Genomic DNA, 22,717 nt, shown 5'->3' on the forward strand with positions numbered 1-22,717 from the left:
CCTCACCTCCTGACCTGCCTCTTGCCCTGCTTCCCGCCGGACGAGGAGGCGTCCGGTGTGGTGATGCCGGGACGGCACAACACCCCTCCACCGATCATGTCCTTGGCGTTCTGCACGGAAAGCGACTTACCGCCGCCGATGTCCACCGTCCCCTTGCCGTCCCGGATGAGCTGGGAGAGCTTGCTCCACTCGTTGACCGCGGCGCAGAAGTGCGGAAGGTCGTGGCGCACGTCTCCACCTGAAGCGCCGGCCGCGGACCCACCCGAACGGGGAAACCCGTCCCACCCTCCCGCGTTCCAGGCCAGCGAGAAGCTCATGCAGTACGGCTCGAACCGCGCCATCTCCGCCGTCACGTAGGCCACCGCGTCAAACGCCTTACAGGCCTCGTCGACCTTCGCCGAGCCCGGCTTCTTGTTCTTCCGCGGATCGGCCCGGTAGGCGAGCAACTCCTTCGAATACCGGTGGAGCCCCTCCTCCAATTGGCTCCCGATGATCCACCGATTCACCGACCTGAACGGCTCCGCCGGATCCTTCGCCTGCTGCGTGAATCGCCCGTGCTCGATAGGGATACGGTCCGCCTCCACGATTCTCCCCAGCCCCGAGGGCACCGTGGCGAGGTCCTTGCTGTCATTGTCCTTGCTGGCCGCCACGTAAGTGGTCCCATTACCGCCGAGAGGGGGATCGTCGATCGTCCACCCCCTCAGATACAGATCACGCTTCGTGAGGTAAAACTGTATCGATTTCTCCTCGTCCAGCACGACGTCAACGCGGAGAAAACACGCACTAACAGTACAGGAGTCATTCTTCTTGCACCTGTCACAGCCATTGACGTCATAGCCGTTGTACTGCCCCCGCATGTACTTGATCAGGCCAAGATACTGGTCATGGCTAGGCGCACTCCCGTCCGCCAAGTTGAGCGAGTTCGTCTCCCGGATGGCGCCGTCACCCGCAGGGGCCACCGCACAGCTCCCTCTGATCGATCCCTCGAATGTCCACAGCAAACAGCACACGAGACCCATGGAGGCATCACGCTCATGTACACGTGGAACGCTGGAGCTTTTTTCAACGGCAGCCCGGCTCCCCAAGGACTGTGCCATTCCCGCCGCACCAGCACAATGCTTCCACCGGAAGCCCGCCGAGCAGGTAAGCAGATACTTGCCATCACGTCAGCCCGGCCCGGGCATCCGATATTCTACGGCCTATGCGAAGGCCTGTCACGATCCAAATCTGACCCATCCGAACAGCCGGCAGGTATTGCGCGACCTTCGCCGCCGTGCTGCGTTATGCCTCTGGATGACGTTAAGGACATGCGACCGCTCACATAAAAGGCACACCGTTCAGCAAGGACGCCGGCAAGCGCCGACCCCCAAGACCACGACACCAGATCGCTGGTCACTGCCCGACCCCAGGGAGTCGAACACGGCGGCGTGGTCGAACCGCTGCGAAGGACTTGTCCGGAGAGCCGTTTGGATCGGCGACGCCGGGGAGACGGGTCAGTCGCGCAGGGTCCATCGCTGGTTGGCTTGGCCGTTGCAGGACCAGAGGATGAGTTTGGTGCCGTTGGCGGTTCCGGCGGCGTTGGCGTCGAGGCATCGTCCGGACTGGACTCCGGTGATGGTGCCGTTGCTGTTGATGTTCCATTGCTGGTTGGTTCCGCCGTTGCAGTCCCAGATGATCACCTGGGTGCCGTTGGCGGTGCCCTGACCGTTGGCGTCCAGGCACTTGTTGCCGTACACCTGGAGCTGCCTGCTGGAGGTGCTGGTCCAGCGCTGGTTGGCGCCGCTGCCGCAGTCCCAGATCTGCACCTGGGTGCCGTTGGTGGTGCGAGAGTTCGGCACGTCGACGCAGCGGCCGGACTGGCCGCCGACGATCTGGACGCCTTGCTGCGGGTTGCCGCCACTCGCCGCGTAGCCGGCGGCGGTGATATTGGCCTGTACGGCGTTCTCGGTGTCGGCCGTCGGATAGCCCGAGGTCAGCACGCCCTCGTAGAAGGTGCCGCGTGCGCCGTTGCTGTTGTCGCCGCCGATGCCGAGCAGGATGGCGCCTTCCTTCTTCATCGGGTGGTAGCCGTTGGGGCGCCGTCCGTCGAAGTAGTTCGTGAGGCCGCCCGTCTGCGCGTTCCCGCCCCGGATCGCCCAGTGGTTTGACTCGCCTTTGACGATGGCGGTCACGAAGCGGTGGTTGATGGGTGCCAGGGGGTTGTACCGCGGGTTCACTCCGGAGAAGAGTCCCCACTCCATGTCCGCCATGATCCAGGGGCCGCTACCGTCCCCGTAGCCCCACCAGTTGTTGTTGCCGAAGTAGATGGTCTCCATGATGCCGATGTCATCGGCCTGGCCGTTCGTCTGCGCGTTTCCGTAGTCGAAGCAGCACCCCCCGTTGTAGTGCGTGCCGTCGAGGACGGCGTAGATGCCCTCGGGCTGGTCGCCGGTCGCGACACCGTTGGTGGTGTTGTTGCGGTAACCGGTTCCAGGAGAAATGTAAACGCCGTACGCCTTCTTGCCGCCGACGGTGATCGGGGCCGCCTTCGCGTCGGCGAGGTTGTCCGATCCGCCGGGACCGGGGCCGGGCACGGCGCCGCCGGGCCCCTGGGCGAGGCGGTTGTTCCGGCCGGACTGGTCGTAAAGGATGGTGATGACGCAGTTGGTGCCGGAGCAGAACGCGTCCTGGGCGGCGGCGTCGGCCACACCGCCCGCGCTCAGCACGCCGATGTCGCGAGCGGTGTTGTCCGACGAGCGTCTGACCTGGTAGAACGGACCGTTGTAGGTGCCGTACAGGGCACGCGTCGTGCTGTGCGCCGCCACGCACGGCGTGCCGCCCGAGGCGTAGATGTCACATGGTCCCGTAGTGGCGGCTTGGGCTGACGGAGCATCCAAGCCCACGTAACCGCCGGCGGCGGCGAGTAACAACGGGATCCCTGCGGCGGCCAGGAGGCGGCTCAGCCTTCTCTTCACGTTCATCGAATCCTTTCGGATGATGGGCTGTCGGCAGCGCTCGTATCGTCGAGCCGGCTTTTATGTTTCTCAGCCGTGCGTGTTGATGTGCAGCACATATGACGTATGACGTCCTGTCAAGAACCGTCACTTTACGTGACCCCTGACCTCGTCGCCTGCGATCTAGCCTCCGCGACGAGCTGGGACGGCTATGGACGTCTCCGTGTGATCCGAGTGAATAGGCCTACTAATCTGCTCACCAAGCGGGTTAATCCATTGGATCGGACGCAGGCTCTCCGGCGACTCTGGAGGAGGATCTGAGCCACTGCGGACAGAAATCCGCACGTCAGACGATGGAAGACCTGTCAGGCCGCCTCGCTGCCTTCCCCTTCGGTAGATGATCGGGCAGTCGCGGCCCGGCAGACGACCAAATGAGTATGAAACTTTCAGTAGTCGCCACCAGACGCTGTCCTCTCCGGAAACGTTTCTCCACGGGGGGCCTCCTCTCCTGCGACTGGAAGGCCGAAGCCACCGGCACCGTTGCTCGCGCACGCGTGCAACGTGCGGTACGCACGACAGCCGGTCGAGAAAGTTTCCATCTTGACAGCGGAAAACCAATCCCTACCGTGTGGCCTGAGCGATCGAACCGAATCGATAACACCATCGACAGGAGCCGGCGTGCCCCCCATCAAGCTGTCGCGGCTACGCAGACGGACCGCTCAGGCCTGTACCGCTCTGCTCGCCGGAACCTTCCTCACCGTTCCCTCCGTGGCCGGCACGGCCCAGGCCGCCCCCGCGGTCTACGAGCCCACCTGGACGTCGGTGGACCAGCATCCGGCCGCTCCGGAGTGGTTCCAGGACGCCAAGTACGGCGTCTACTGGCACTGGGGTGCCTTCGCCACGCCTGAGTACGGCACCGAGTGGTATCCGCGCACCATGTACATCAACGGCTCGAACGAGAACAACCACCACAAGAGCGTCTACGGCGACCCCTCGGCGTGGCCGTACCACAACTTCATCGACGGTGCGCGCGACAAGGCCGGCAACTGGGTGCAGTTCACTCCGAAGCTCAAGTCGCAGGGCGGCAACTTCGACCCCGCCGAGTGGGCACAGCTGGTGGCCGACTCCGGGGCCAGGTTCGCCGGGCCGGTCGCCGAGCACCACGACGGCTTCTCCATGTGGGACAGCCAGGTCAACGAATGGAACTCCGTCGACCGCGGGCCCAAGCTCGACCTGGTACGGCTGTTCGCCGACGCGATCCGCGCCAAGAACCTGAAGTTCCTGGTCACCCTGCACCACCTGTACAACTTCACCGGCTACTACGACCAGGTGCCCTCGCAGCCGACCACCACCTTGAAGAAGCTGTACGGCCAGCTCGGCTCCGCCGCGGAGCAGCAACTGTGGTACGACAAGCTGAAGGAGGTCGTCGACAAATACCAGCCGGACATGATCTGGCAGGACGGCGGCCTGTATCTCGTCGAGGAGACCAAGCGGCTCAATTTCCTGGCGTATTACTACAACCAGGCCAACGCGTGGGGCAAAGAGGTCGTCGCCGCCTACAAGGACGGCTTCAACACCAACGGCGAGGTGTACGACTACGAGCGTGGCGGGCCCGCCGACATCCGCGATCCCTACTGGCTGACCGACGACGCAGTCAGCAACCCGTCCTGGTCCTACACCCCGACCATCACGTACTACAGCTCGGCCGCACTGGTCCACGCGCTGATCGACCGGGTGAGCAAGAACGGCAACATGCTGCTCAACATCTCCCCCAGAGCCGACGGTTCGGTCCCACAGCCGCAGAAGGACCTGCTGAGCGCCATCGGCGCCTACCTGCGGCGCAACGGCGAATCGGTCTACGCCACGCGCGCCTGGACCACCTACGGCGAAGGGCCGACCAAGATGGGCGGCGGCAGTTTCGTGGAACCCCGGGCCGGCACCGCGCAGGACATCCGCTACACCCGCAGCAAGGACAACACCGTGCTGTACGCCACCGTGCTCGGCTGGCCAGGCTCCACCCTCAACCTCGCCTCGCTGGCCGGCGGCCGGATGGATCTGTCCAACCTGAGCAAGGCCGAGCTCATCGGCAACACCGCCGGCACCTACGTCAACCTTCCCACCCGCACCCAGGACACCACCGGCCTGCACATCACCATGCCCAGCCAGCCCTACCCGGCGCTGGCGTACGTGGTGAAACTGACCTTCAACGGCGCCATGAAGCCACCGGCCGGCGCCGGCGCGCTGAAAGGCACCGGGTCGGGACGATGCCTGGACGTCAACGGCGCCTCGCAGGCCAACGGCGCCGCGGCGCAGATCTGGGACTGCAACGGCCAGGCCAACCAGCGCTGGACCTCCACCGGCACCAGTGAGCTGCGGGTCTACGGCAACAAGTGCCTGGACGTCAACGGCGGCGGCACCGCCGACGGCACCGCGGTGATCATCTGGGACTGCAACGGCCAGAACAACCAGAAATGGCGCCTCAACACCGACGGCACCATCACTGCGATCGGGTCCGGCAAGTGCCTGGACGTGTCCGGCGCCGGCACCGTCAACGGCACCAAGGTGCACATCTGGACCTGCCACGGCGGCACCAACCAGAAATGGACCCGGGCCTGACACCGTACGGCGACGCTCCTCGTCCCCCGCCGAGAGGACGGGGAGACAGGCCCTCTCTGCTCGAACCGATTCGCGCCACCGCCTGTCGCAAGGTCGCGCGGGCTCTCCTCTTCCCGGCCCGCGCGGCGCACGCTCCAACCGAGAGGTACCGCACATGCAGACTGCAGATCGGCGCGGATCCGCGCCGGTGAGGCGCGCTCTGGTCACAAGAGCACTGAGCGCGCTGTCCGTTCTCGGCCTGGTCGCGGCCGCCCTGGCTCCGGCCGGCGCCGCCTTCGCCGCCACGGTCCAGGTCGCGCCGGTGTCACCGTCGGACTCCGCCGCCACGATCATCGCGAAGGCCGCGGATGTCGTGCCGGCTCCCCGTCAACTCGCCTGGCAGCGGCTGGAGCAGTACAACTTCATTCACTTCGGCATCAATACCTTCACCGGCAGGGAGTGGGGCACCGGCACCGAGGATCCGAACGCCTTCCAGCCCACAGGTCTGAACACCGACCAGTGGGCGGCCGCGATAAAGAACGCCGGGTTCAAGGGGGCGATCCTCACCGCCAAGCACCACGACGGCTATCTGCTCTTTCCCTCCAAGTACAGCCAATTCGGTGTCGCGTCATCCTCCTGGTCCGGCGGCCGGGGGGACGTGGTGAAGAGCTTCACCGATTCCATGCACAAGTACGGGTTGAAGGCCGGCCTCTATGTGTCGCCTGCCGACCTGCGCGAGAACCTGTCCGGCGGGCGATTCGCCAACGGCAGCACCAGTAGACAGGTGACGATCCCTTCCGACCCCACGGAGATCGTCAATGGGGTCACGTTCCGCTTCGACTCCGACGACTACAACGCCTATTTCGAGAACACCCTGTACGAACTGCTGACCCGCTACGGCAGCATCGACGAACTGTGGTGGGACGGCGCCAACCCGACCGGCCGCGACCAGCCGTACAACTTCAAGGACTGGGCCACCATGGTTCGCACGCTGCAGCCCAACGCGGTCATGGAGAACGACGGCGGGCCGGACGTACGCTGGGTCGGCAACGAGAACGGCTACGCGCGCACGTCGGAATGGTCGGTCGTGCCCGCCACCGGCGATCCCGCGACCGCCGCCGACACCGTACTGCCCGTTCCCGGGTTCAACACCGCCGCCGACGTGGGCAGCGACTCGCTGCTGTCCCAGCGCAAGCCGGACGGGACCAGCGCGTGGAACGTGCTGCGGTGGTTCCCCGCGGAGTGCAACGGAACCCTGTCGGCACGCCACAACTGGTTCTGGCAACCCGGCGAGACCTGGAGACCCGTCACCGAAATGATCGAGATGTACTACGGATCGGTGGGACGCAACTGCAACATGCTGGTGAACATCTCCCCGAACCGCCAGGGACTCCTGGACCAGTCGGCGGTGGACACCCTGACCCAGTTCGGCACCGTAGTGTCGTCGACCTTCGCCACCAACCTCGCGAGCGGCGCCGGCGCGGCCAACGACAGCGGCACCTCCAACAGCACGGGTCACACCCCGGACCTGGCGGTGAACGGCGACCTCGACAGCTCATGGCAGCCGGCCGGCGCCACCGGCGCGCTGGTGCTGACCCTGCCGTCGTCGCGGACCTTCGACGTCATCGCCACACAGGAGGACCTGCGCATCGGCCAGCGGACGAGGTCGTTCGCCGTCGACTCCTGGAACGGCAACTCCTGGACCCAGATCGCGACCGACACCACGATCGGCCACAAGAAGCTGATCCGCCTGGCTTCCCCAGTCACCACCAACCGGGTCAGACTGCGCGTCACCAGCTCCCGCGCCGCACCCGGCATCGCCGAGTTCGGCCTGTACCTTCGCCCTTCCGGCAGCACTTCGCCGACGTCCACGATCAGAGGTGTGGGGTCGGGCCGATGCCTGGACGTCAACGGCAACTCCCAGGCCAACGGCATCCAGTTGCAGATCTGGGACTGCAACGGTGGCGCCAACCAGCAGTGGGCGTCGACCAGCGCGAACGAGCTGCGGGTGTACGGCAACAAGTGCCTGGACGTCAACGGCGGGGGATCAGCGGACGGCACCGCCGTGATCACCTGGGACTGCAACGGGCAGAACAACCAGAAGTGGCGCCTCAACTCCGACGGCACCATCACCGCCATCGGCGCCAACAAGTGCCTGGACGTCTCCGGCGCCGGCACCGCCAACGGCACCAAAATCCATATCTGGTCATGCACCGGCCAGAACAACCAGAAATGGACACGTCCCTGATTCAGTGACCGGCGGCCCCACCCCGGATCACTCCGGGGGCCGATCACGCGGCCGGTGCGGCCAACGGTGACCGCGCCGAGAGATCTCGCGTCCTGACTACGGCCCGCTTCGTCCTGCTACTGAAACATTCAGCTCTCGATCATGGAAAGTTTCTTAGTCAATTTTCGAGATGATCATAAGATTGCCTGCTCATCGTCCCTCTGGCTCGCGTGCACGCTCGCGCCTCAGGAGAAGCGACTGTGCCGGAGCTGGCCCCAGCCCCCATCTATGCCCGCATCATGTTGCCGGTGGCAGCGAGGAAAACTTTCTAAGTGCTGATCGGCGTGGTCGAGTGCCGAGGCGCACAAGGGAGTGAGAGATGCACAGATCAGGGAGAACCCGTCGGTGGATCGGCGTGGTCGCCGGTGCCGTCGTCACGCGGTCGACGTTGACGACGTCAACGCGCACGCGGCCACCGGCTGCCGTGTGGCCGACAACGTCTCAGGCAACCGGGCGTACGGGGTGAACGCCACAATCGACGCTCGGTTCTCCCAGGGTGTGCCGCAGCAGATCAGCATCATCTTCTCCGACCCGCCGACCCTACGGCCGTGACCGGAGCAGACAACCGACGACCACCGCCACCAGGTGCCGCGCCTGCCAGGCACGGCACCTGACCACATCACGTCCAGCGGCGGAGCCGATAGACGGGTCCGGCCCACAGAAACGACCTCTACACGCAGATGGGCCCGCACCTTGTCCACGACCGCGCGGAAAGGATCGACACGTCGAGGCTACCGGTTCTGATGCGAGTCGCTCAGCACTCCATGCTCTCCCACAACAAGGAATCCCCGTGAAGATCAAAGATCTGGCGAAGTCATTAATCGTCACACTGCTTGCCGTTTGCATTGGCGTCAGCACGACCGGCCTGGTGGCGCCGGAGTACGCCGCGATTGCGGCGACCGGCCCGGCCGGCAACGACTCGGCCGGCCTGGCAGCCGGCGGCTGCGTCGCCGATCCCACGCTGCCGGGCGCCACGAAGAGTTCCCTCTACACCGTCACGGCGGACGGCTCCCCGCTGTTCGTGGAGAAGATGACCAAGTTCGCTCCCGAGATGCAGGTGCACTACGCGCACTGCTCGATGGCGGCAGCGGGCACCGCCAGGTTCTCCGTCACCGTCGCCCAAAGCTTCAACTCGTACACCGTCAGCCCCAAGAGCCGGAAGCTGGCGGTCACCAGAAGCGGCAACACCATCACCTTCGACAGCGGTCCCAACTACTTGATCGTCCAGTTCGACTCCGCTGAGCTCCTGTTCATCCTCATCGACGCACCCGAGTCCGATCCTCCGCACCTGGGGGACGCCGACGTCAAGAGCCTGGCGGACTACGGGGTCGACAACACGGGGGGGACACTCGTCACGGCCAAGATCCAAAGTGCCATCAACGCCGCGTCGGGAGCGACCCGTAACATCCTGTACGTGCCGGCGGGCAAGTACCTGGTCGGCGAGCTCTGGCTGAGAAGCAACATGACGTTGTATCTGGCCGCCGGTGCTGTCCTCTACGGCTCGAACAACAAGGCGGACTTCAACACCGGCAGCGGCGGGGTGAACATCGAGGGCATGCAGCACGCCTCCCTGCGGGTGTACCAGGTCAGCAACGCGAAGGTGCTGGGCCGCGGTGTCATCGACGGTAACGGGAAGTCGCTGCGGGCGCAGGGCCTGAATCTGGCGTTGCTGAAGATCGAGCAGAGCTCGAACATCGAGATCGACGGCCCGATCGTCCGTGACTCCAGCTACTGGAACACGCTCATCTACCGCAGCGACAAGGTCACCATCAAGAACTACAAGCTGATCAACTGTCGGCCCATGTCGGGTTACAACAACACAGACGGTGTGGATTTCGACGAGTCGACCAACGGCCTGTTGTCCAATGCCTTCCTCTACACCGGTGACGACAACATGGCGACCAAGAACGAGGACACCACCGCCGGTGCGATCGACACCAAGAACGTCGTCCACGAGCATGTCGTCTGCTACAGCAATTCCGCCTGCGCGAAGATCGGCACCAAGACGGAAGGACGGTCGATGGACGGGATCGAATTCCGTGACATCGACGTGGTGAAGGCGGGACGTTCGATGGTGATCGACGCGGTCGACACGGCCGTTGTTTCGAACACCCGGTGGGTGAACATCAGGGTGGAGAACACCGACAGCCTGATCGACCTGCAGGAGGACCGGCCGCCGTCCTGGCGAACCGTGAAGAACACCGCGACGATCCGCGACGCCTACTTCACCAACGTCGCCTCCGACGTGAAGAAGGTCGTCAACCTGCACGGTCGTTCGTCGACCGTGAACATCAACGGCGTACATTTCACCAACTTCACCGTCCAGGGCAAACCCGTCACCAGTTCGACCGACACGGACGCGAGCTGGAACATCAACTCCTACGTCTCCAACATCACCTTCTCCACGACCCCGACCCCCACGCCGACCCCGACCCCGACTCCCACGCCGACGCCGACTCCCACGCCGACGCCGACCCCCACGCCGACGCCGAGCCAGTCCGGCGTCTGCGAGGTGGGCTACACGATGAACTCATGGAACGACGGGTTCACCGCCGGCATCCACATCACCAACCGTGGCACGACAACGATCAACAGTTGGACTTTGGCGTTCACACTTCCCGGCGGGCAGACCATCACCAACGGCTGGAACGCCACCTACACCGGCTCCAGCGGTCAGATCTCCGCGCGCAACGTCTCGTACAACGGGACCCTGGCAGCAGGCGCATCCACCGACATCGGCTTCCAGGCCACCCATACCGGCAACACCGGCAAGCCTAACCAATTCACTCTCAATGGCGTCACCTGCGCCATTTCCTGACGAACGTCGGGTCACCGGTGGGACCTCGGCCTGCTCCACGGCAGGCTGAGGCCCCACCGGCATTCTGAGAAGTCCCCAGACCAGCACCGGCCCTCAGCGGCCGAGAAACGACCTCCACACGCAGATGGGCCTGCACCTCGTCTTCGACCCTGTGGAGAGGATCGTTCACGTCGAGGCCAGGCCCAGCATGCACCAGAGTGCGTGTCCGAGGGGGGACTTGAACCCCCATGCCCCGTGAAGGGCACTAGCACCTCAAGCTAGCGCGTCTGCCTATTCCGCCACCCGGACCGGGGTGCTTGGACGAGGACGTGTCCTCGTCGGCGGGACCAGGTTAGCAAACTTCGGGGGGTGGTTGATACGGGGTGGGATGTCGAGGAGGTCGGAGGTGGGGGGAGGATGGGGGGAAGGTGTCGGTGGAAGGAGGGGTCGGCGTGGGTGGGGTTCGGGCTGAGGATGAGGTTGTGGGGCTTTGTCGGGACTTGATTCGGATCGATACGCGGAACGCGGGGGACAACTCGGGGCCTGGGGAGAGGGTGGCCGCTGAGTACGTGGCGGAGAAGTTGGGGGAGGTGGGGGTTGAGGCTCGGGTGCTGGAGTCGTCCAGTAAGAGAGCGAATGTGGTGGCTCGGGTTGAAGGGGTGGATCCTTCGCGGGACGCGTTGGTGCTGCATGGGCATCTGGATGTGGTGCCGTTCGACGCGGGGGACTGGAAGCTGCATCCGCTCAGTGGCGAGGTGGCGGACGGGTGTGTCTGGGGGCGGGGGGCGGTGGACATGAAGGACATGGACGCCATGATCCTCGCGGTGATGCGGCAACGGCTCAGTGAGGGGCGGCGGCCGCCTCGGGACGTCGTGCTGGTGTTCACGGCAGATGAGGAGGCCGGGGGTGAGTACGGGGCACAGTGGCTGGCTCGGGAGCACAGGGATGTGTTCGAGGGGTGCACGGAGGCCATCGGGGAGGTGGGGGGGTTCAGTGTGTCGGTCGAGGAGGGGCGGCGGCTGTATCTGATCGAGGCGGCGGAGAAGGGGATCGCCTGGATGCGGCTGACGGCCACGGGACGTGCGGGGCACGGGTCCATGCTGAACGGGGACAACGCCGTCACCGAGTTGGCGGAGGCGGTGGGGCGGATCGGACGGTACGAGTGGCCGGTGCGGGTGACGCCTACGGTGCGGGCCTTCTTCAAGGACGCGTTCGACATCGAGATCGACGCGGTGGACGCGGAGGCGGCGGTCGGCAGGCTGGGGCCGCTGGCGCGCATGGTGGGGGCCACGTTGCGGAACACCGCCAATCCGACGATGCTCGCGGCGGGGTACAAGGCGAACGTCATTCCGCAGGTGGCCACGGGGCATGTGGACGGACGGTTCCTGCCGGGGTACGAAGAGGAGTTCTTCTCGACGATCGATGAGCTGCTCGGGCCCAACGTGACCAGGGAGTTCCTGTATCACGACGTGGCGGTGGAGACGTCGTTCGAGGGGAACCTCGTGCGGGCCATGGCGGACGCGCTGCGGGCCGAGGACCCGGAGGCGCGGCCGGTGCCGTACACCCTGTCGGGAGGGACCGATCTGAAGGCCTTCAGCCGGCTCGGCATCAGAGGGTTCGGGTTCGCGCCGTTGCGGCTGCCTGCGGATCTCGACTTCTCGGGGATGTTCCACGGAGTGGATGAGAGGGTTCCGGTGGATTCGCTCCGGTTCGGGGTGCGGGTCCTTGACCGTTTCCTTGACGACTGCTGACCTGATTCTCGGAAAAGCATTGCCATCACGGCGAGTACTGCTAACGTGACGTTCCGTTGAGGGGTTGGCACCCACGATCGGCCCGGTGAGAGCCGGGCCGATCGCGGAGTCCGGGGAGGTCACGTGGCACGCATGCCGGATGGGCGGCGGACGGCGGCAAAGCCGTCCGTGATTCGGTGCGTGCCCGTGACCGCTCCGGGCGATCAGGTCCCGGCGGTCGTGGTGCGGGTGATCCGGATGGCGCGGTTCGCGGCCGGAGCCCGGTACGGCCGCCGGCTCGTCATCGGCGGGCTGATCGCCGCGGGCTGGCTTCTGGCACTGTTCTTCGGTCTCGGCGCCGCGCCTGCGGTCGCGGCGGCTGTGGGGGATCACATCCCTGGGGGGCATGTGGGCTCCTTCGCGGCCGGCGCGGCGGGACACACCGCCGGCGCCGCCGAGGCCGGGGTGCCGCTCTCTGCCGTCTTCTCGACGTCTCATGTCGCGACCGGGCCGGTTTCGGCCGGCGATTTCCCCACGGTGAGCGACATCTTCCCGGCGGACGCCGGGGCCATCGCGGGGCGCATGGTGGACGGGCTGACCAGCCAGTCCACACCTGCCCCGTCCTCGCCGTCCACCGCCGATCACTCGGCGGGGGTCAACGGTTTCGTGCCGCGCAACGGCGGGTCCGGGCTCTCGGGGCTCGGTTTGGGCGACGTCGCACGTTCTGTTGTCGTCCCGGGGCCGATGGTCACCCGGGTGGGTCAGACGCGTGCCGACGTCCCGATCGTCCGCTCTGTCGTGGACGATCCGTCTTTCTCACCTGACTGATCCCACCACCGAGCCGGTCCGGAGTCGACGTGCGCCGGGTCGGTCGTGGAGCGTGCCGGGAGTCTCGCCGGCTCATGAGAGCCGGTCTCCCCTCTCCCGGTGCCTGGTGAAGTGTCAGGTTCACGTCACAGCAAGTCATGGCAAGTCGCCGCGGGCCACGGTGCCATCTCTGGATGAGTGCCGTTCTGGTCGCGCCAGGTGCTCGTTCTGCTCGTGATCTGGTGACTGTTCCGCTTGGAGACGGTCGCTGTCGCTTCAGTCGTGGGTCGTCCGCCGGTTCGGGTGCACCGGGCGGTTCACGGAGCGGTGTGAGCGTCGTCCGCTGGTGACTTGCCGGCAATCTCCCCCCGAAAAATCAAGGAGCGATCTGTTATGCGTACGTGGGCGAAGACCACGGCACCCGCCTTCCTGGCGCTCGGTGTCCTGGCGCTCAGCGGTGGCACGGCCATGGCCGACACCTCCGGTACCGGTTCTGTCGGCGGTGGCAACCAGGTCAACCTGCCGATCAACATCCCGGTGGACATCAGCGGCAACGCCGCGGCGGTGGCCGGGGAGTCCGCGGCCTCCTCGCAGGGCGGCGCGTCCGTCCAGGGCGGCTCCGGGAGCGTCCCGGGTGCCACGTCGGGGGAGGGGAGCATCCTTGGTGGCAACCAGGTGAACGCCCCGATCTCGGCGCCGATCAACGCGTGCGGCAACGCCGTGTCCGTGTTCGGTAGGTCGGACGCTCGCTGCAAGGGTGGCGCGGCCGTCAAGCAGTCCGGTGGTGGTGGCGCCGGCGGGAACCGTACCGATGGCACGGGCAGTGTGCTCGGCGGCAACCAGGTGGTCGCGCCGGTCAACGCGCCGGTCAACCTGTGCGGTAACGCCGTCGCGGTGTTCGGCGAGGCCACCGCGGGCTGCGAGGGTGGCGCGGTCGTCAAGGGCGGCGGCGCGGGTGGTGCGGGTGGCAACCGGACGTCGGGACGGCACAGTGTGCTCGGCGGCAACCAGGTGGTCGCGCCGATCAACGCGCCGGTCAACATCTGCGGCAACGCCGTCGCGGTGATCGGGGAGGCGTTCGCGGGGTGCCGCGGCGGCGCCAAGGTCAAGGGCGGCGGGCCCGGTCACGGGTACGGCGGCGGTCACGGCGGCGGTCGTGGGGCCGGCGGCAACCTCACCGGCGGCAGGCACAGCGTCGGCGGTGGCAACCAGGTGGTGGCGCCGATCACCGCGCCGGTCAACGTGTGCGGCAACGTGATCGGCGGCGGGTGGCAGCGGTGCGAGGGTGGCGTGCACGTTCCCCCGGCGGGGAGCGGCGGTGGCGCCGGCGGTAACCGTACGGACGGCAGGCACAGCGTCGGCGGTGGCAACCAGGTGGTGGCGCCGATCACCGCGCCGGTCAACGTGTGCGGCAACGCGGTGGCGGTGCTGGGCCAGGCCTTCGCCGGGTGCCGCGGCGGCGCCTCGGTGCGGGGTGGTGGCGGGGGTGCCGGAGGGAACGTCACCTCCGGCCGGTCGTCCGTCCTCGGGGGTAACCAGGTCGTGGCGCCGGTGGCCGTGCCGGTCAACGTGTGCGGCAACGCGGTGGCGGTGCTCGGGGACGCGGCGGCCGGGTGCCTCGGCGGTGCGAGCGTCGGCGGCCCCGGTGGTCACCCCGGTGGCGGCCACGGGTACGCGCGCGAGTCCGGCGCGGCGGTGCGGAAGCAGGCCGGGAGCGGTCTGCTGCCTGAGCTGCCGCTCGCTCCCGAGCGGCGCGCCTCGGCGACCCACCAGGCGGGGACGCCTGAGCCGTCCGGCGGTGCCGCGGCCAAGGCCCTGCCGAAGCCCCCTGCCGTTCCCGCCGGTGACAAGAAGGATCTGCCTGAGCTCCCCGTCACTCCGGGTGGCCCGGTGTCCGGTGACCCGCTGGCTCCCGTCGCGAACGTCATCGACGGCACTCCCGTGAAGGGCCTCGTCGCGGACGACGCCGCCGGTGACCTGCCGCTCGGCAAGGCCGGGCTGATGAGCGCCGAGCAGCCGCTCGGGGTCGTCGGCATGAACGCGGCTTCGCTGGTCGCGCTGCTGGGTGGCGCCGTGTTCGCCGGCGCGGCCCTGCTGTTCGCGGCCGGTCGCCGGCTGCGCCTGCGCCGCCGGTGAGCTGATCTTCCTGATCCGGGGGCTGCGGCCTCCGGGCCAGGTGTGGACGCTTCGCCGCCGCGGGTCGCGGGCTCGTCCTGAGCTGTGGCCCGCACGGTGAGGCACAAGAGCTTTGTCCGCTTCCGGAAGCGTGGGCCCGGCGGCGGGCAAAGCCATGTCCGGAGTCGGGTCGTGCGGTGGCCGCCTTGTCGCCGTAGGGCGGCGCCGGATTCGCCGTACCACTTCTCGCCGTCGCGGCGCCGGTCAGGAAGGTCCGGGCGGGGGACGGTCCGAGCGATGCGGGACGGTCCGAGCGGGGTGGGACGGTCCGAGCGGTGGGGGACGGTCCGAACGGTGGGGGACGGTCCGAACGGTGCGGGACAGTCCGAGCGGGGGGACAGTCCGAACGGTGCGGAACAGTCCGAACGGGGGGACGGTCCGAGCGATGCGGGACGGTCCGAGCGGGGTGGGACGGTCCGAGCGGGGTGGGACGGTCCGAGCGGTGGGGGACGGTCCGAGCGAGGAGGGTGGGGGCTGTGGAGGTGGAGACGGGGGGAGGTCGGGTTGTGAGGGAGGTAATGGCCGTTTACCTGGGGGGTGGGAAGGAAGTCCGGGGGTGCGGGGGGTGGAAGGGGGGGAGTGCGGGGGTGGGGTGGGGTTACAGTGGGGGCGGTGCGGGTCAGAGGGTGCTGGCTACTCTTACGATCTTTCGGCGTAGTCGGACGTATCTGCGGCCGTCGGGGTACAGGCGCAGGCGGTCGAGCTCCCAATGTCCGTATTCGGCGTGCTCGGTGAGGACCCGCCGAGCGGTTTCCCGCGTGGTCCCGCGCGGGAGATAGAGGTCCAAATAGGAATATTCGAGCACTGCGATTAGTCTCCAGAAGGGTATGCAAGGGGACGCTGGCACTGTCTGGGCTCTATTCTGCGTCCTCGTGGGTATCGGGTCCAGGTAGGTGGAACACCGGCAAGTGACCGGGTAGTCCGACGGGGTGAGGTCCGGCGACGGGTTACCTTCATGCCTGTGCGGGGTCGCCGAACCAGCGCGAGCCCGCGCACGCGGGCCGGGGCGATCCGGCTCGGAACGACAGCGAACAGCGAGGTAGGAAGCAGCGTGCCAGCCAACAACGGCAACGCCGGCGGAACCCGCCTGGTGATCGTGGAGTCGCCTGCCAAGGCGAAGACCATCGCCGGGTACCTCGGGCGCGGCTACATCGTGGAGTCCTCCATCGGCCATATCCGTGACCTTCCGGAGCGGGCCGATGACATTCCCGAGAAGTTCAAGGGCCAGACGTGGGCCCGCCTCGGGGTGAACGTGGACAACGAGTTCGAGCCGCTCTATGTCGTGAACCCGGACAAGAAGTCTCAGGTCTCCAAGCTCAAGCAGCTCCTGAAGGACGCCGACGAGCTCTACCTCGCCACCGACGAGGACCGCGAGGGCGAGGCCATCGCGTGGCACCTCAACGAGGTGCTGAAGCCCAAGGTCCCGGTGCACCGCATGGTGTTCCACGAGATCACCCCGCAGGCGATCAGGGACGCCGTGTCCAACCCCCGGTCGCTGAACCTCCGCCTGGTGGACGCGCAGGAGACCCGCCGCATCCTCGACCGTCTGTACGGCTACGAGGTCAGCCCGGTGCTGTGGAAGAAGGTCAAGCCCCGCCTGTCCGCCGGCCGTGTGCAGTCGGTCGCGACCCGGCTGGTCGTGGAGCGCGAGCGCGAGCGCATCGCGTTCACCTCGGCCGCCTACTGGGACCTTTCGGCGCTGTTCGACGTGGGCCGCGACGAGGATCCCCGCAGCTTCACCGCCACCTTGACCGGTGTGGACGGCCGCCGCGTGGCGCAGGGCCGCGACTTCGCGACCACAGGTGCGCTGAAGTCCGCCGAGGTCCTGCACCTGGACGAGCAGGCCGCGCGCGCGCTGGCCGCGCGCCTCGACGGCGCCGCCTACAGCGTGACGTCGGTCGAGAGCAAGCCGTACACCCGCCGTCCGTACGCGCCGTTCCGCACCACCACGTTGCAGCAGGAGGCCAGCCGCAAGCTCGGTTTCTCCGCCAAGTACACGATGCAGGTGGCGCAGAAGCTGTACGAGAACGGCTACATCACCTACATGCGTACCGACAGCACCACTTTGTCGGAGACCGCGCTCGCCGCGGCCAGGAGCCAGGCTGTGCGGCTCTACGGCGCCGCGTACGTCCCCGACAAGCCCCGGGTGTACGCGAGCAAGGTGAAGAACGCTCAGGAGGCGCACGAGGCCATCAGGCCCTCGGGGGACGAGTTCCGCACTCCGGGTGAGACGGGCCTGTCCGGCGACATGGTGCGGCTGTACGAGCTGATCTGGCAGCGCACGGTGGCGTCCCAGATGAAGGACGCCGTCGGCGAGTCGGTGAGCGTCCGCATCGCCGGGACCTCGTCGGCCGGTGAGCGGGTCGAGTTCGGCGCGTCGGGCCGCACGATCACCTTCTACGGCTTCCTCAAGGCGTACGTCGAAGGCGCCGACGACCCGTCGACCGACAGGGACGACTCGGTCAGCCGCCTGCCGAACCTCTCGGAAGGCGACGCGCTGACGGCGCTGGAGCTGGCCGCCGAGGGCCACTCGACCAGGCCGCCGGCGCGGTTCACCGAGGCGTCGCTGGTCAAGGAGCTGGAGGACCGCGAGATCGGCCGGCCGTCGACGTACGCGTCGATCATCGGCACGATCCTCGACCGCGGGTACGTGTCCAAGAAGGGCACCGCGCTGGTGCCGTCGTTCCTGGCGTTCGCCGTGGTCAACCTGCTCGAGCGCCACTTCGGCCACCTGGTCGACTACGACTTCACCGCCGAGATGGAGAAGGTCCTCGACGACATCGCCAACGCGCGGGCCGAGCGGGTGCCGGAGCTGCGCCGTTTCTACTACGGCGAGCAGGGTGACGGCCTGAAGGAGATGGTCAGCGACCTCGGTGACATCGACGCGCGCGAGATCAGCTCGTTCGCGATCAAGGACACCGACATCGTGATCCGGGTCGGCCGCTACGGGCCGTACCTCGACCGCGACGGCGCCAGGGTGAACGTCCCGGAGGACCTCGCTCCGGACGAGCTGACCGCGGAGAAGGCCGAGGAGCTGTTCAACCAGCCGAGCGGGGAGCGCGTGCTCGGCACCGACCCGGTGTCGGCGCACCCGATCGTGGCGAAGTCCGGCCGGTTCGGGCCGTACGTCACCGAGGTGCTGCCTGAGGAGGAGCCCCCGGCCGACGGCAAGCGGCGCACGAAGAAGGACGTCGTCAAGCCGCGCACCAGCTCACTGTTCAAGACGATGTCCCTCGACACCGTCACGCTCGAGGACGCGCTGAAGCTGCTGTCGCTGCCGCGTGCGCTCGGTGAGCTCGACGGTGAGGAGGTCACGGCGCAGAACGGCAGGTTCGGCCCCTACATCAAGAAGGGTACGGACTCGCGGTCGCTGGCCTCTGAGGACGAGCTGTTCACGGTGACGATCGAGCAGGCCAAGGAGCTGTTCGCTCAGCCCAAGCAGCGTGGACGCGGCCGGGCCGCCGCCGCGCCGCCGCTGCGCGAGCTCGGCGACGACCCGGTCTCCGGCAAGCCCGTGGTGGTCAAGGAGGGCCGGTTCGGGCCGTACGTCACCGACGGGGAGACCAACGCGTCGCTGCGCAAGGACGACTCGGTGGAGCAGATCACCATCGAGCGGGCCGCCGAGCTGCTCGCCGAGCGCCGCGCCAGGGGGCCGGCGGCCAAGCGTCCGAGGGCCAAGGCGAGCACCTCCGCCAAGACCGGCGCCAAGGCGGGGACGAAGACGACGACTCCGAAGACCGGTGCCAGAGCGGGTGCCAAGTAAGCCCATTTCAGCAGTGAGAAACGGCCATTACCGGGACACCGGTAATGGCCGTTCGCATACTCCCCCAAGGGGACCCAAAACAGCTCAGGCGAACAGTGTGCGTCCCCAGTAATCCCCCGCGTCCCGCAGCCCTGGCGGACAGGCGAACAATCCGCTGGAGACGTGCTTGATGTACTCGTTGAGTACGTCCTTGCGTGCCAGTTCCCGCTGGATCGGCACGAAATGGGTACGCGGGTCGCGCTGGTAGGCGATGAAGAACAGCCCGGCGTCGAGGCGGCCGAGGCCGTCGGAGCCGTCCACGTAGTTGTAGCCGCGCCGCAGCAGCCGCGCGCCGTTGTGGGTGGTGGGGTGGGCCAACCTGATGTGCGCCTCCATCGCGATCGCCGGCTCGCCGTCGGGACCCTTGGCGGCGAAGTCGGGTTCGTCGAACTCGGCCTTCTTGCCGAGCGGCGCGCCGGCCCCCTTGTCCCTGCCGAAGATGACCTCCTGCTCGTTGAGCGAGGTGCGGTCCCAGGTCTCGATGTTCATGCGGATCTTGCGGGTGACCAGGTAGCTGCCGCCTGCCATCCACTCGGGCCCGTCGCCTGGCGCGACCCACACGTGGTCTCTCAGCATCGCGGCGTCCTCCAGCTTGACGTTGGCGGTGCCGTCCTTGAACCCCATGAGGTTGCGCGGGGTCGCCTGGGCCCGTGACGTGGAGGAGGTGCGGCCGAACCCGAGCTGGGTCCACCGGACCGACACCTTGCCGAAGCCGATGCGTGCGAGGTTGCGAATGGCGTGCACGGCGACCTGCGGGTCGTGCGCGCAGGCCTGGACGCAGATGTCGCCGCCGGAGATATCCGGGATGAGGGCGTCGCCGGGGAAGTGCGGCAGATCGGCGAGCGCGGCCGGTTTCTTGGCGGCGAGCCCGAACCGTCCGTCGAACAGCGAGGGCCCGAAGCCGATGGTGAGCGTCAGGCCGGACGCCGGCAGGCCGAGGGCCTCGCCGGTGTCGTCCGGCGGGGCCTCGGGGTGGCCCCCGACCGCGCCGAACGTCCCGGCGTCCTTGCCTTGCGTCATGCGGGCCGCGGCGGCCGTCCACTCCTGGAGCATGTCGATCAGCTCGGCGCGGTTCTTGGTGACCACGTCGAAGGCGACGAAGTGGAGACGGTCCTGCGCGGGGGTGACGATGCCGGCCTGGTGTTCGCCGTAGAAGCCCACCGGGTCGGACGTGGACGCCGCGGCGGCCGGCGGCGGGCCCTCCACGAGGTTCCGGGTCGCGAGGACGCCGGCGCCGGCGGCGGCGACACCGGCCGCGCCGAGGCCGAAGAGTTTGCGGCGGTTGATCCCCGTCATGGGGTAGGCACCTCCACGGTCACTGGGCCACCACCGCGGCCACCTTGCTGATGGGCTCGGCGAGCGCGTTGATGACGTCGGACAGTTCCTTCAGGTCGGCCTTGCTCAGCTCGGTGTGGAGCTTCCAGCCGTCGCCCTTCTGGTGCTTGCCGAGGGTCGTCTCCGCGGCGGCGAACTTCTCGTCCAGCGTCTTGGCCAGGGCCGGGTCCCGCTCGTCGAGGACGGGACGCAGCGCGGCCACGGCGGCCTGGGAGCCTTCCAGGTTGGCGGCGAAGTCCCACAGGTCGGTGTGCGAGTAGCGGTCCTCCTCGCCGGTGATCTTGCCGGTGGCGACCTCGTCGAGGAGTTCCTTGGCGCCGGTGGCGAGCTTGAGCGGCTGGATCTGCTCGCTGTTGGCCAGCTCGACGATCTTCTTGACGTCGGTCATCAGCTTGTCGGCGAGCGGGCCGTCCTTGCTGATGTCCTTCTCCACCCACAGATCCTTCTCGATCTTGTGGAAGCCGGTCCATTCGGCGCCGGGCTCGACACCGTCCTCGCGCGCGTCGATGGCGGGGTCGAGGTCACCGAACGTCTCGGCGACCGGCTCGATGCGCTCCCAGTAGGTGCGCGCCACCGGGTACAGCGCCTTGGCCTCGGGGATGTCGCCGGCCTTGACGGCGTCCACGAACTCCTGGGTCTTGACCAGCAGCGCGTCGGTCTGGCTCTTGACGTACCGGCCGTAGTCCTTGGCGGCCTGCGCGAGCTTGGCGTCGTCGGACAGCTTCGCGGCGGTGCCGGAGACCTTCAGCGGCCCCCGGATGCCCTTGCCGATCATGCCGGGCTTGCACGCGGTCTCGTACGTCCCCGCCGGCAGCTCGATGATCACCTCGCGGGTGAGGCCGGGGACGATGTTCTCGACCTCACCCATCACGCGGTCACCGGCGGCGTACACGTAGAACTCGGTCACCTTGGTGCCGTTGTTGGTGACGGAGAACGTCGAGGTCCCCGCAGGCAAGGACGTGGAGCCGACGTCGCAGGCGGTGTCGGTGGCCGCCACGGCGATCTTGCCGGGCCCGCCCCCCGCCTGCGCGGCGGTGCCGCCCCCGCCGCCTGTGGACGAGCAGGCGGTGAGTCCGGCCAGGACCAGTGCACCCGCGGTGAGTACAAGGGGCGTACGCAATGGTTCTCCAGTTTCAGGGAGCCGCCGGCCTGTGACGGGCCGGGGGAGAGGGTCAGGACGTGGCGACCGGCTCAGGCGTCTTGGCGGGTGTGGCGCCTGGCCGGTTGCGCGCCGGGAGCAGGAAGAGCGTCAGGACCGGCACCAGGTAGGCGACCCACGCGACCATTTCGAGGATCGTCGGCTGAGCGGTGAAGTTGAACATGCCGCTGAGCAGGGTCGAGTACCACGTGTCCGGCGGCAGGACGCCGGTCAGGTCGAACGCCGGCGAGGTCAGCACGGTGATCACACCGGCCTCGAACAGGTCGTGCACGCCGTACTTGAAGATGCCGGCGGCGACGAGGATCAGCAGCAGGCCGGTCCAGGTGAAGAACTTGGTGAGGTTGACGCGCACGGCGCTGGCGTACAGGGCCCAGCCGAGCGCCACCGACGAGGCGAGGCCGAGCAGGATGCCGGTGAGCGGCGCGGCGCTGGTGGTGGCGCCTTGCGCGGCGGCGAAGAACAGCAGGGCCGTCTCCAGGCCTTCCCGTGCGACGGCGAGGAAGGCCATCACCACCACGGCGAACGAACCGAGCTTGATCGCGTCGCTCAGCTTGGCCTTCAGGTCGCCGGACAGGCGGCGGGCCGTCGCGCGCATCCAGAAGATCATGAAGGTGACGAAGACGGTGGCGGCGAGGGAGGCGACCGCGTCGAACAGTTCCTGCTGTCGTGATTCGAGCTGCGCGGCGGTGTACGTGAGCAGCGCGCCGAAGCCGACCGACAGCACGAGGGCCGCCGCGACACCGGTCCAGACGAGGGGGAGCCGGTCCCGGCGGTCGCTCTTGACGAGGAAGGCGACGAGGATCGACACGACGAGCGTCGCCTCAAGGCCCTCCCGCAGACCGATGAGATAGCTGGCGAACAACCTGGTCCCCCTACGACTTAGCCTTACCTAAATTAGGGCAGCTTAACCTTAGCGCGGCGAGGGCTCGCGCTGTAGCCTAGGGGGCTTGATCGGTCAGGGGTCGCGCGGAGACTTTTCACCGCATGACCCCCCACCACCTTGCTCTCTGGTAATACCCTCGTGAGCGGACAGGTGGACCATTCCGACCTGTGCTGACTCCACCCCAGCCCGGCGAGCACCTGGATACGCTGACATC

The 22,717-nt window shown here is 67.5% G+C and carries 14 protein-coding genes and 1 tRNA gene; 8 read left to right on the top strand and 7 right to left on the bottom strand.

The genetic code is table 11. From position 1 onward, the window contains the following. Window positions 1–2 precede the first annotated feature (2 nt). Both BJ992_RS02090 and BJ992_RS32440 read right to left on the bottom strand, forming a co-directional pair. On the bottom strand, window positions 3–959 hold the full coding sequence (locus tag BJ992_RS02090; protein ID WP_184978270.1) for a hypothetical protein: 957 nt from the start codon (window positions 957–959) through the stop codon (window positions 3–5). 534 nt (window positions 960–1,493) lie between these two features. After that, the gene (locus BJ992_RS32440) at window positions 1,494–2,960 is read right to left on the bottom strand and encodes an arabinofuranosidase catalytic domain-containing protein (protein WP_184978271.1); all 1,467 of its coding nucleotides are present in this window, start codon (window positions 2,958–2,960) and stop codon (window positions 1,494–1,496) included. A 651-nt stretch (window positions 2,961–3,611) separates the two neighbouring features. Here BJ992_RS32440 and BJ992_RS02100 point away from each other — a divergent pair. The 4 genes from BJ992_RS02100 to BJ992_RS32445 all read left to right on the top strand — a co-directional run bounded on the left by BJ992_RS02100 (window position 3,612) and on the right by BJ992_RS32445 (window position 10,633). Beyond that, a complete protein-coding gene (locus BJ992_RS02100) occupies window positions 3,612–5,549 on the top strand; it encodes a lectin (RefSeq protein ID WP_221474649.1) in 1,938 nt (645 codons plus the stop codon). Window positions 5,550–5,703: 154 nt separating this feature from the next. Beyond that, complete coding sequence (locus tag BJ992_RS02105; protein WP_184978272.1) at window positions 5,704–7,776, top strand: lectin; 2,073 nt, start codon at window positions 5,704–5,706, stop codon at window positions 7,774–7,776. A 384-nt stretch (window positions 7,777–8,160) separates the two neighbouring features. Then, entirely contained in the window at window positions 8,161–8,367 is a 207-nt protein-coding gene (locus BJ992_RS02110) for a hypothetical protein (protein ID WP_184978273.1), read from the top strand. A gap of 238 nt (window positions 8,368–8,605) precedes the next feature. After that, window positions 8,606–10,633 carry a cellulose binding domain-containing protein gene (locus BJ992_RS32445; RefSeq protein WP_343072459.1) on the top strand — a complete coding sequence of 676 codons (2,028 nt, stop codon included), beginning with the start codon at window positions 8,606–8,608 and terminating at the stop codon, window positions 10,631–10,633. 202 nt (window positions 10,634–10,835) lie between these two features. Here the strand turns inward: BJ992_RS32445 and BJ992_RS02120 are convergent. Further along, window positions 10,836–10,921, bottom strand: a tRNA-Leu gene (locus BJ992_RS02120). A gap of 143 nt (window positions 10,922–11,064) precedes the next feature. On the opposite strand from BJ992_RS02120, the gene BJ992_RS02125 reads away from it, so the two are divergent. The 3 genes from BJ992_RS02125 to BJ992_RS33590 all read left to right on the top strand — a co-directional run bounded on the left by BJ992_RS02125 (window position 11,065) and on the right by BJ992_RS33590 (window position 15,285). Beyond that, window positions 11,065–12,363: a M20/M25/M40 family metallo-hydrolase gene (locus BJ992_RS02125; protein ID WP_343072460.1), complete on the top strand. Its 1,299-nt coding sequence runs from the start codon at window positions 11,065–11,067 to the stop codon at window positions 12,361–12,363. 186 nt (window positions 12,364–12,549) lie between these two features. Continuing rightward, a complete protein-coding gene (locus BJ992_RS02130; RefSeq protein ID WP_343072461.1) occupies window positions 12,550–13,170 on the top strand; it encodes a hypothetical protein in 621 nt (206 codons plus the stop codon). Window positions 13,171–13,542: 372 nt separating this feature from the next. Then, window positions 13,543–15,285: a chaplin family protein gene (locus BJ992_RS33590; RefSeq protein ID WP_184978274.1), complete on the top strand. Its 1,743-nt coding sequence runs from the start codon at window positions 13,543–13,545 to the stop codon at window positions 15,283–15,285. A gap of 658 nt (window positions 15,286–15,943) precedes the next feature. Here BJ992_RS33590 and BJ992_RS32055 read toward each other — a convergent pair. Further along, a complete protein-coding gene (locus BJ992_RS32055) occupies window positions 15,944–16,171 on the bottom strand; it encodes a DUF5703 family protein (protein WP_425503637.1) in 228 nt (75 codons plus the stop codon). A gap of 204 nt (window positions 16,172–16,375) precedes the next feature. On the opposite strand from BJ992_RS32055, the gene topA reads away from it, so the two are divergent. Further along, a complete protein-coding gene (topA, locus tag BJ992_RS02140) occupies window positions 16,376–19,087 on the top strand; it encodes a type I DNA topoisomerase (RefSeq protein ID WP_343072463.1) in 2,712 nt (903 codons plus the stop codon). A gap of 84 nt (window positions 19,088–19,171) precedes the next feature. Here the strand turns inward: topA and efeB are convergent, their stop codons facing one another. From efeB to efeU, 3 genes are read right to left on the bottom strand one after another with little or no spacing between them, the layout of a single operon-like run. Beyond that, window positions 19,172–20,422: an iron uptake transporter deferrochelatase/peroxidase subunit gene (efeB, locus tag BJ992_RS02145; protein WP_184978276.1), complete on the bottom strand. Its 1,251-nt coding sequence runs from the start codon at window positions 20,420–20,422 to the stop codon at window positions 19,172–19,174. A gap of 19 nt (window positions 20,423–20,441) precedes the next feature. Then, on the bottom strand, window positions 20,442–21,581 hold the full coding sequence (gene efeO, locus BJ992_RS02150) for an iron uptake system protein EfeO (protein ID WP_184978277.1): 1,140 nt from the start codon (window positions 21,579–21,581) through the stop codon (window positions 20,442–20,444). 52 nt (window positions 21,582–21,633) lie between these two features. Further along, window positions 21,634–22,482, bottom strand: coding sequence for an iron uptake transporter permease EfeU (gene efeU, locus BJ992_RS02155; protein WP_184978278.1), 849 nt, complete (start codon window positions 22,480–22,482; stop codon window positions 21,634–21,636). Window positions 22,483–22,717: the final 235 nt, after the last annotated feature.

The organism is Sphaerisporangium rubeum, assembly GCF_014207705.1.
Lineage (GTDB): Bacteria > Actinomycetota > Actinomycetes > Streptosporangiales > Streptosporangiaceae > Sphaerisporangium > Sphaerisporangium rubeum.

Excerpts from the sequence above, each read along its gene's own strand:
- BJ992_RS02105 (WP_184978272.1), top strand. The coding sequence starts at position 5,704 with ATGCAGACTGCAGATCGGCGCGGATCCGCGCCGGTGAGGCGCGCTCTG.
- efeB (WP_184978276.1), bottom strand. The coding sequence starts at position 20,422 with ATGACGGGGATCAACCGCCGCAAACTCTTCGGCCTCGGCGCGGCCGGT.
- BJ992_RS33590 (WP_184978274.1), top strand. The coding sequence starts at position 13,543 with ATGCGTACGTGGGCGAAGACCACGGCACCCGCCTTCCTGGCGCTCGGT.
- BJ992_RS32440 (WP_184978271.1), bottom strand. The coding sequence starts at position 2,960 with ATGAACGTGAAGAGAAGGCTGAGCCGCCTCCTGGCCGCCGCAGGGATC.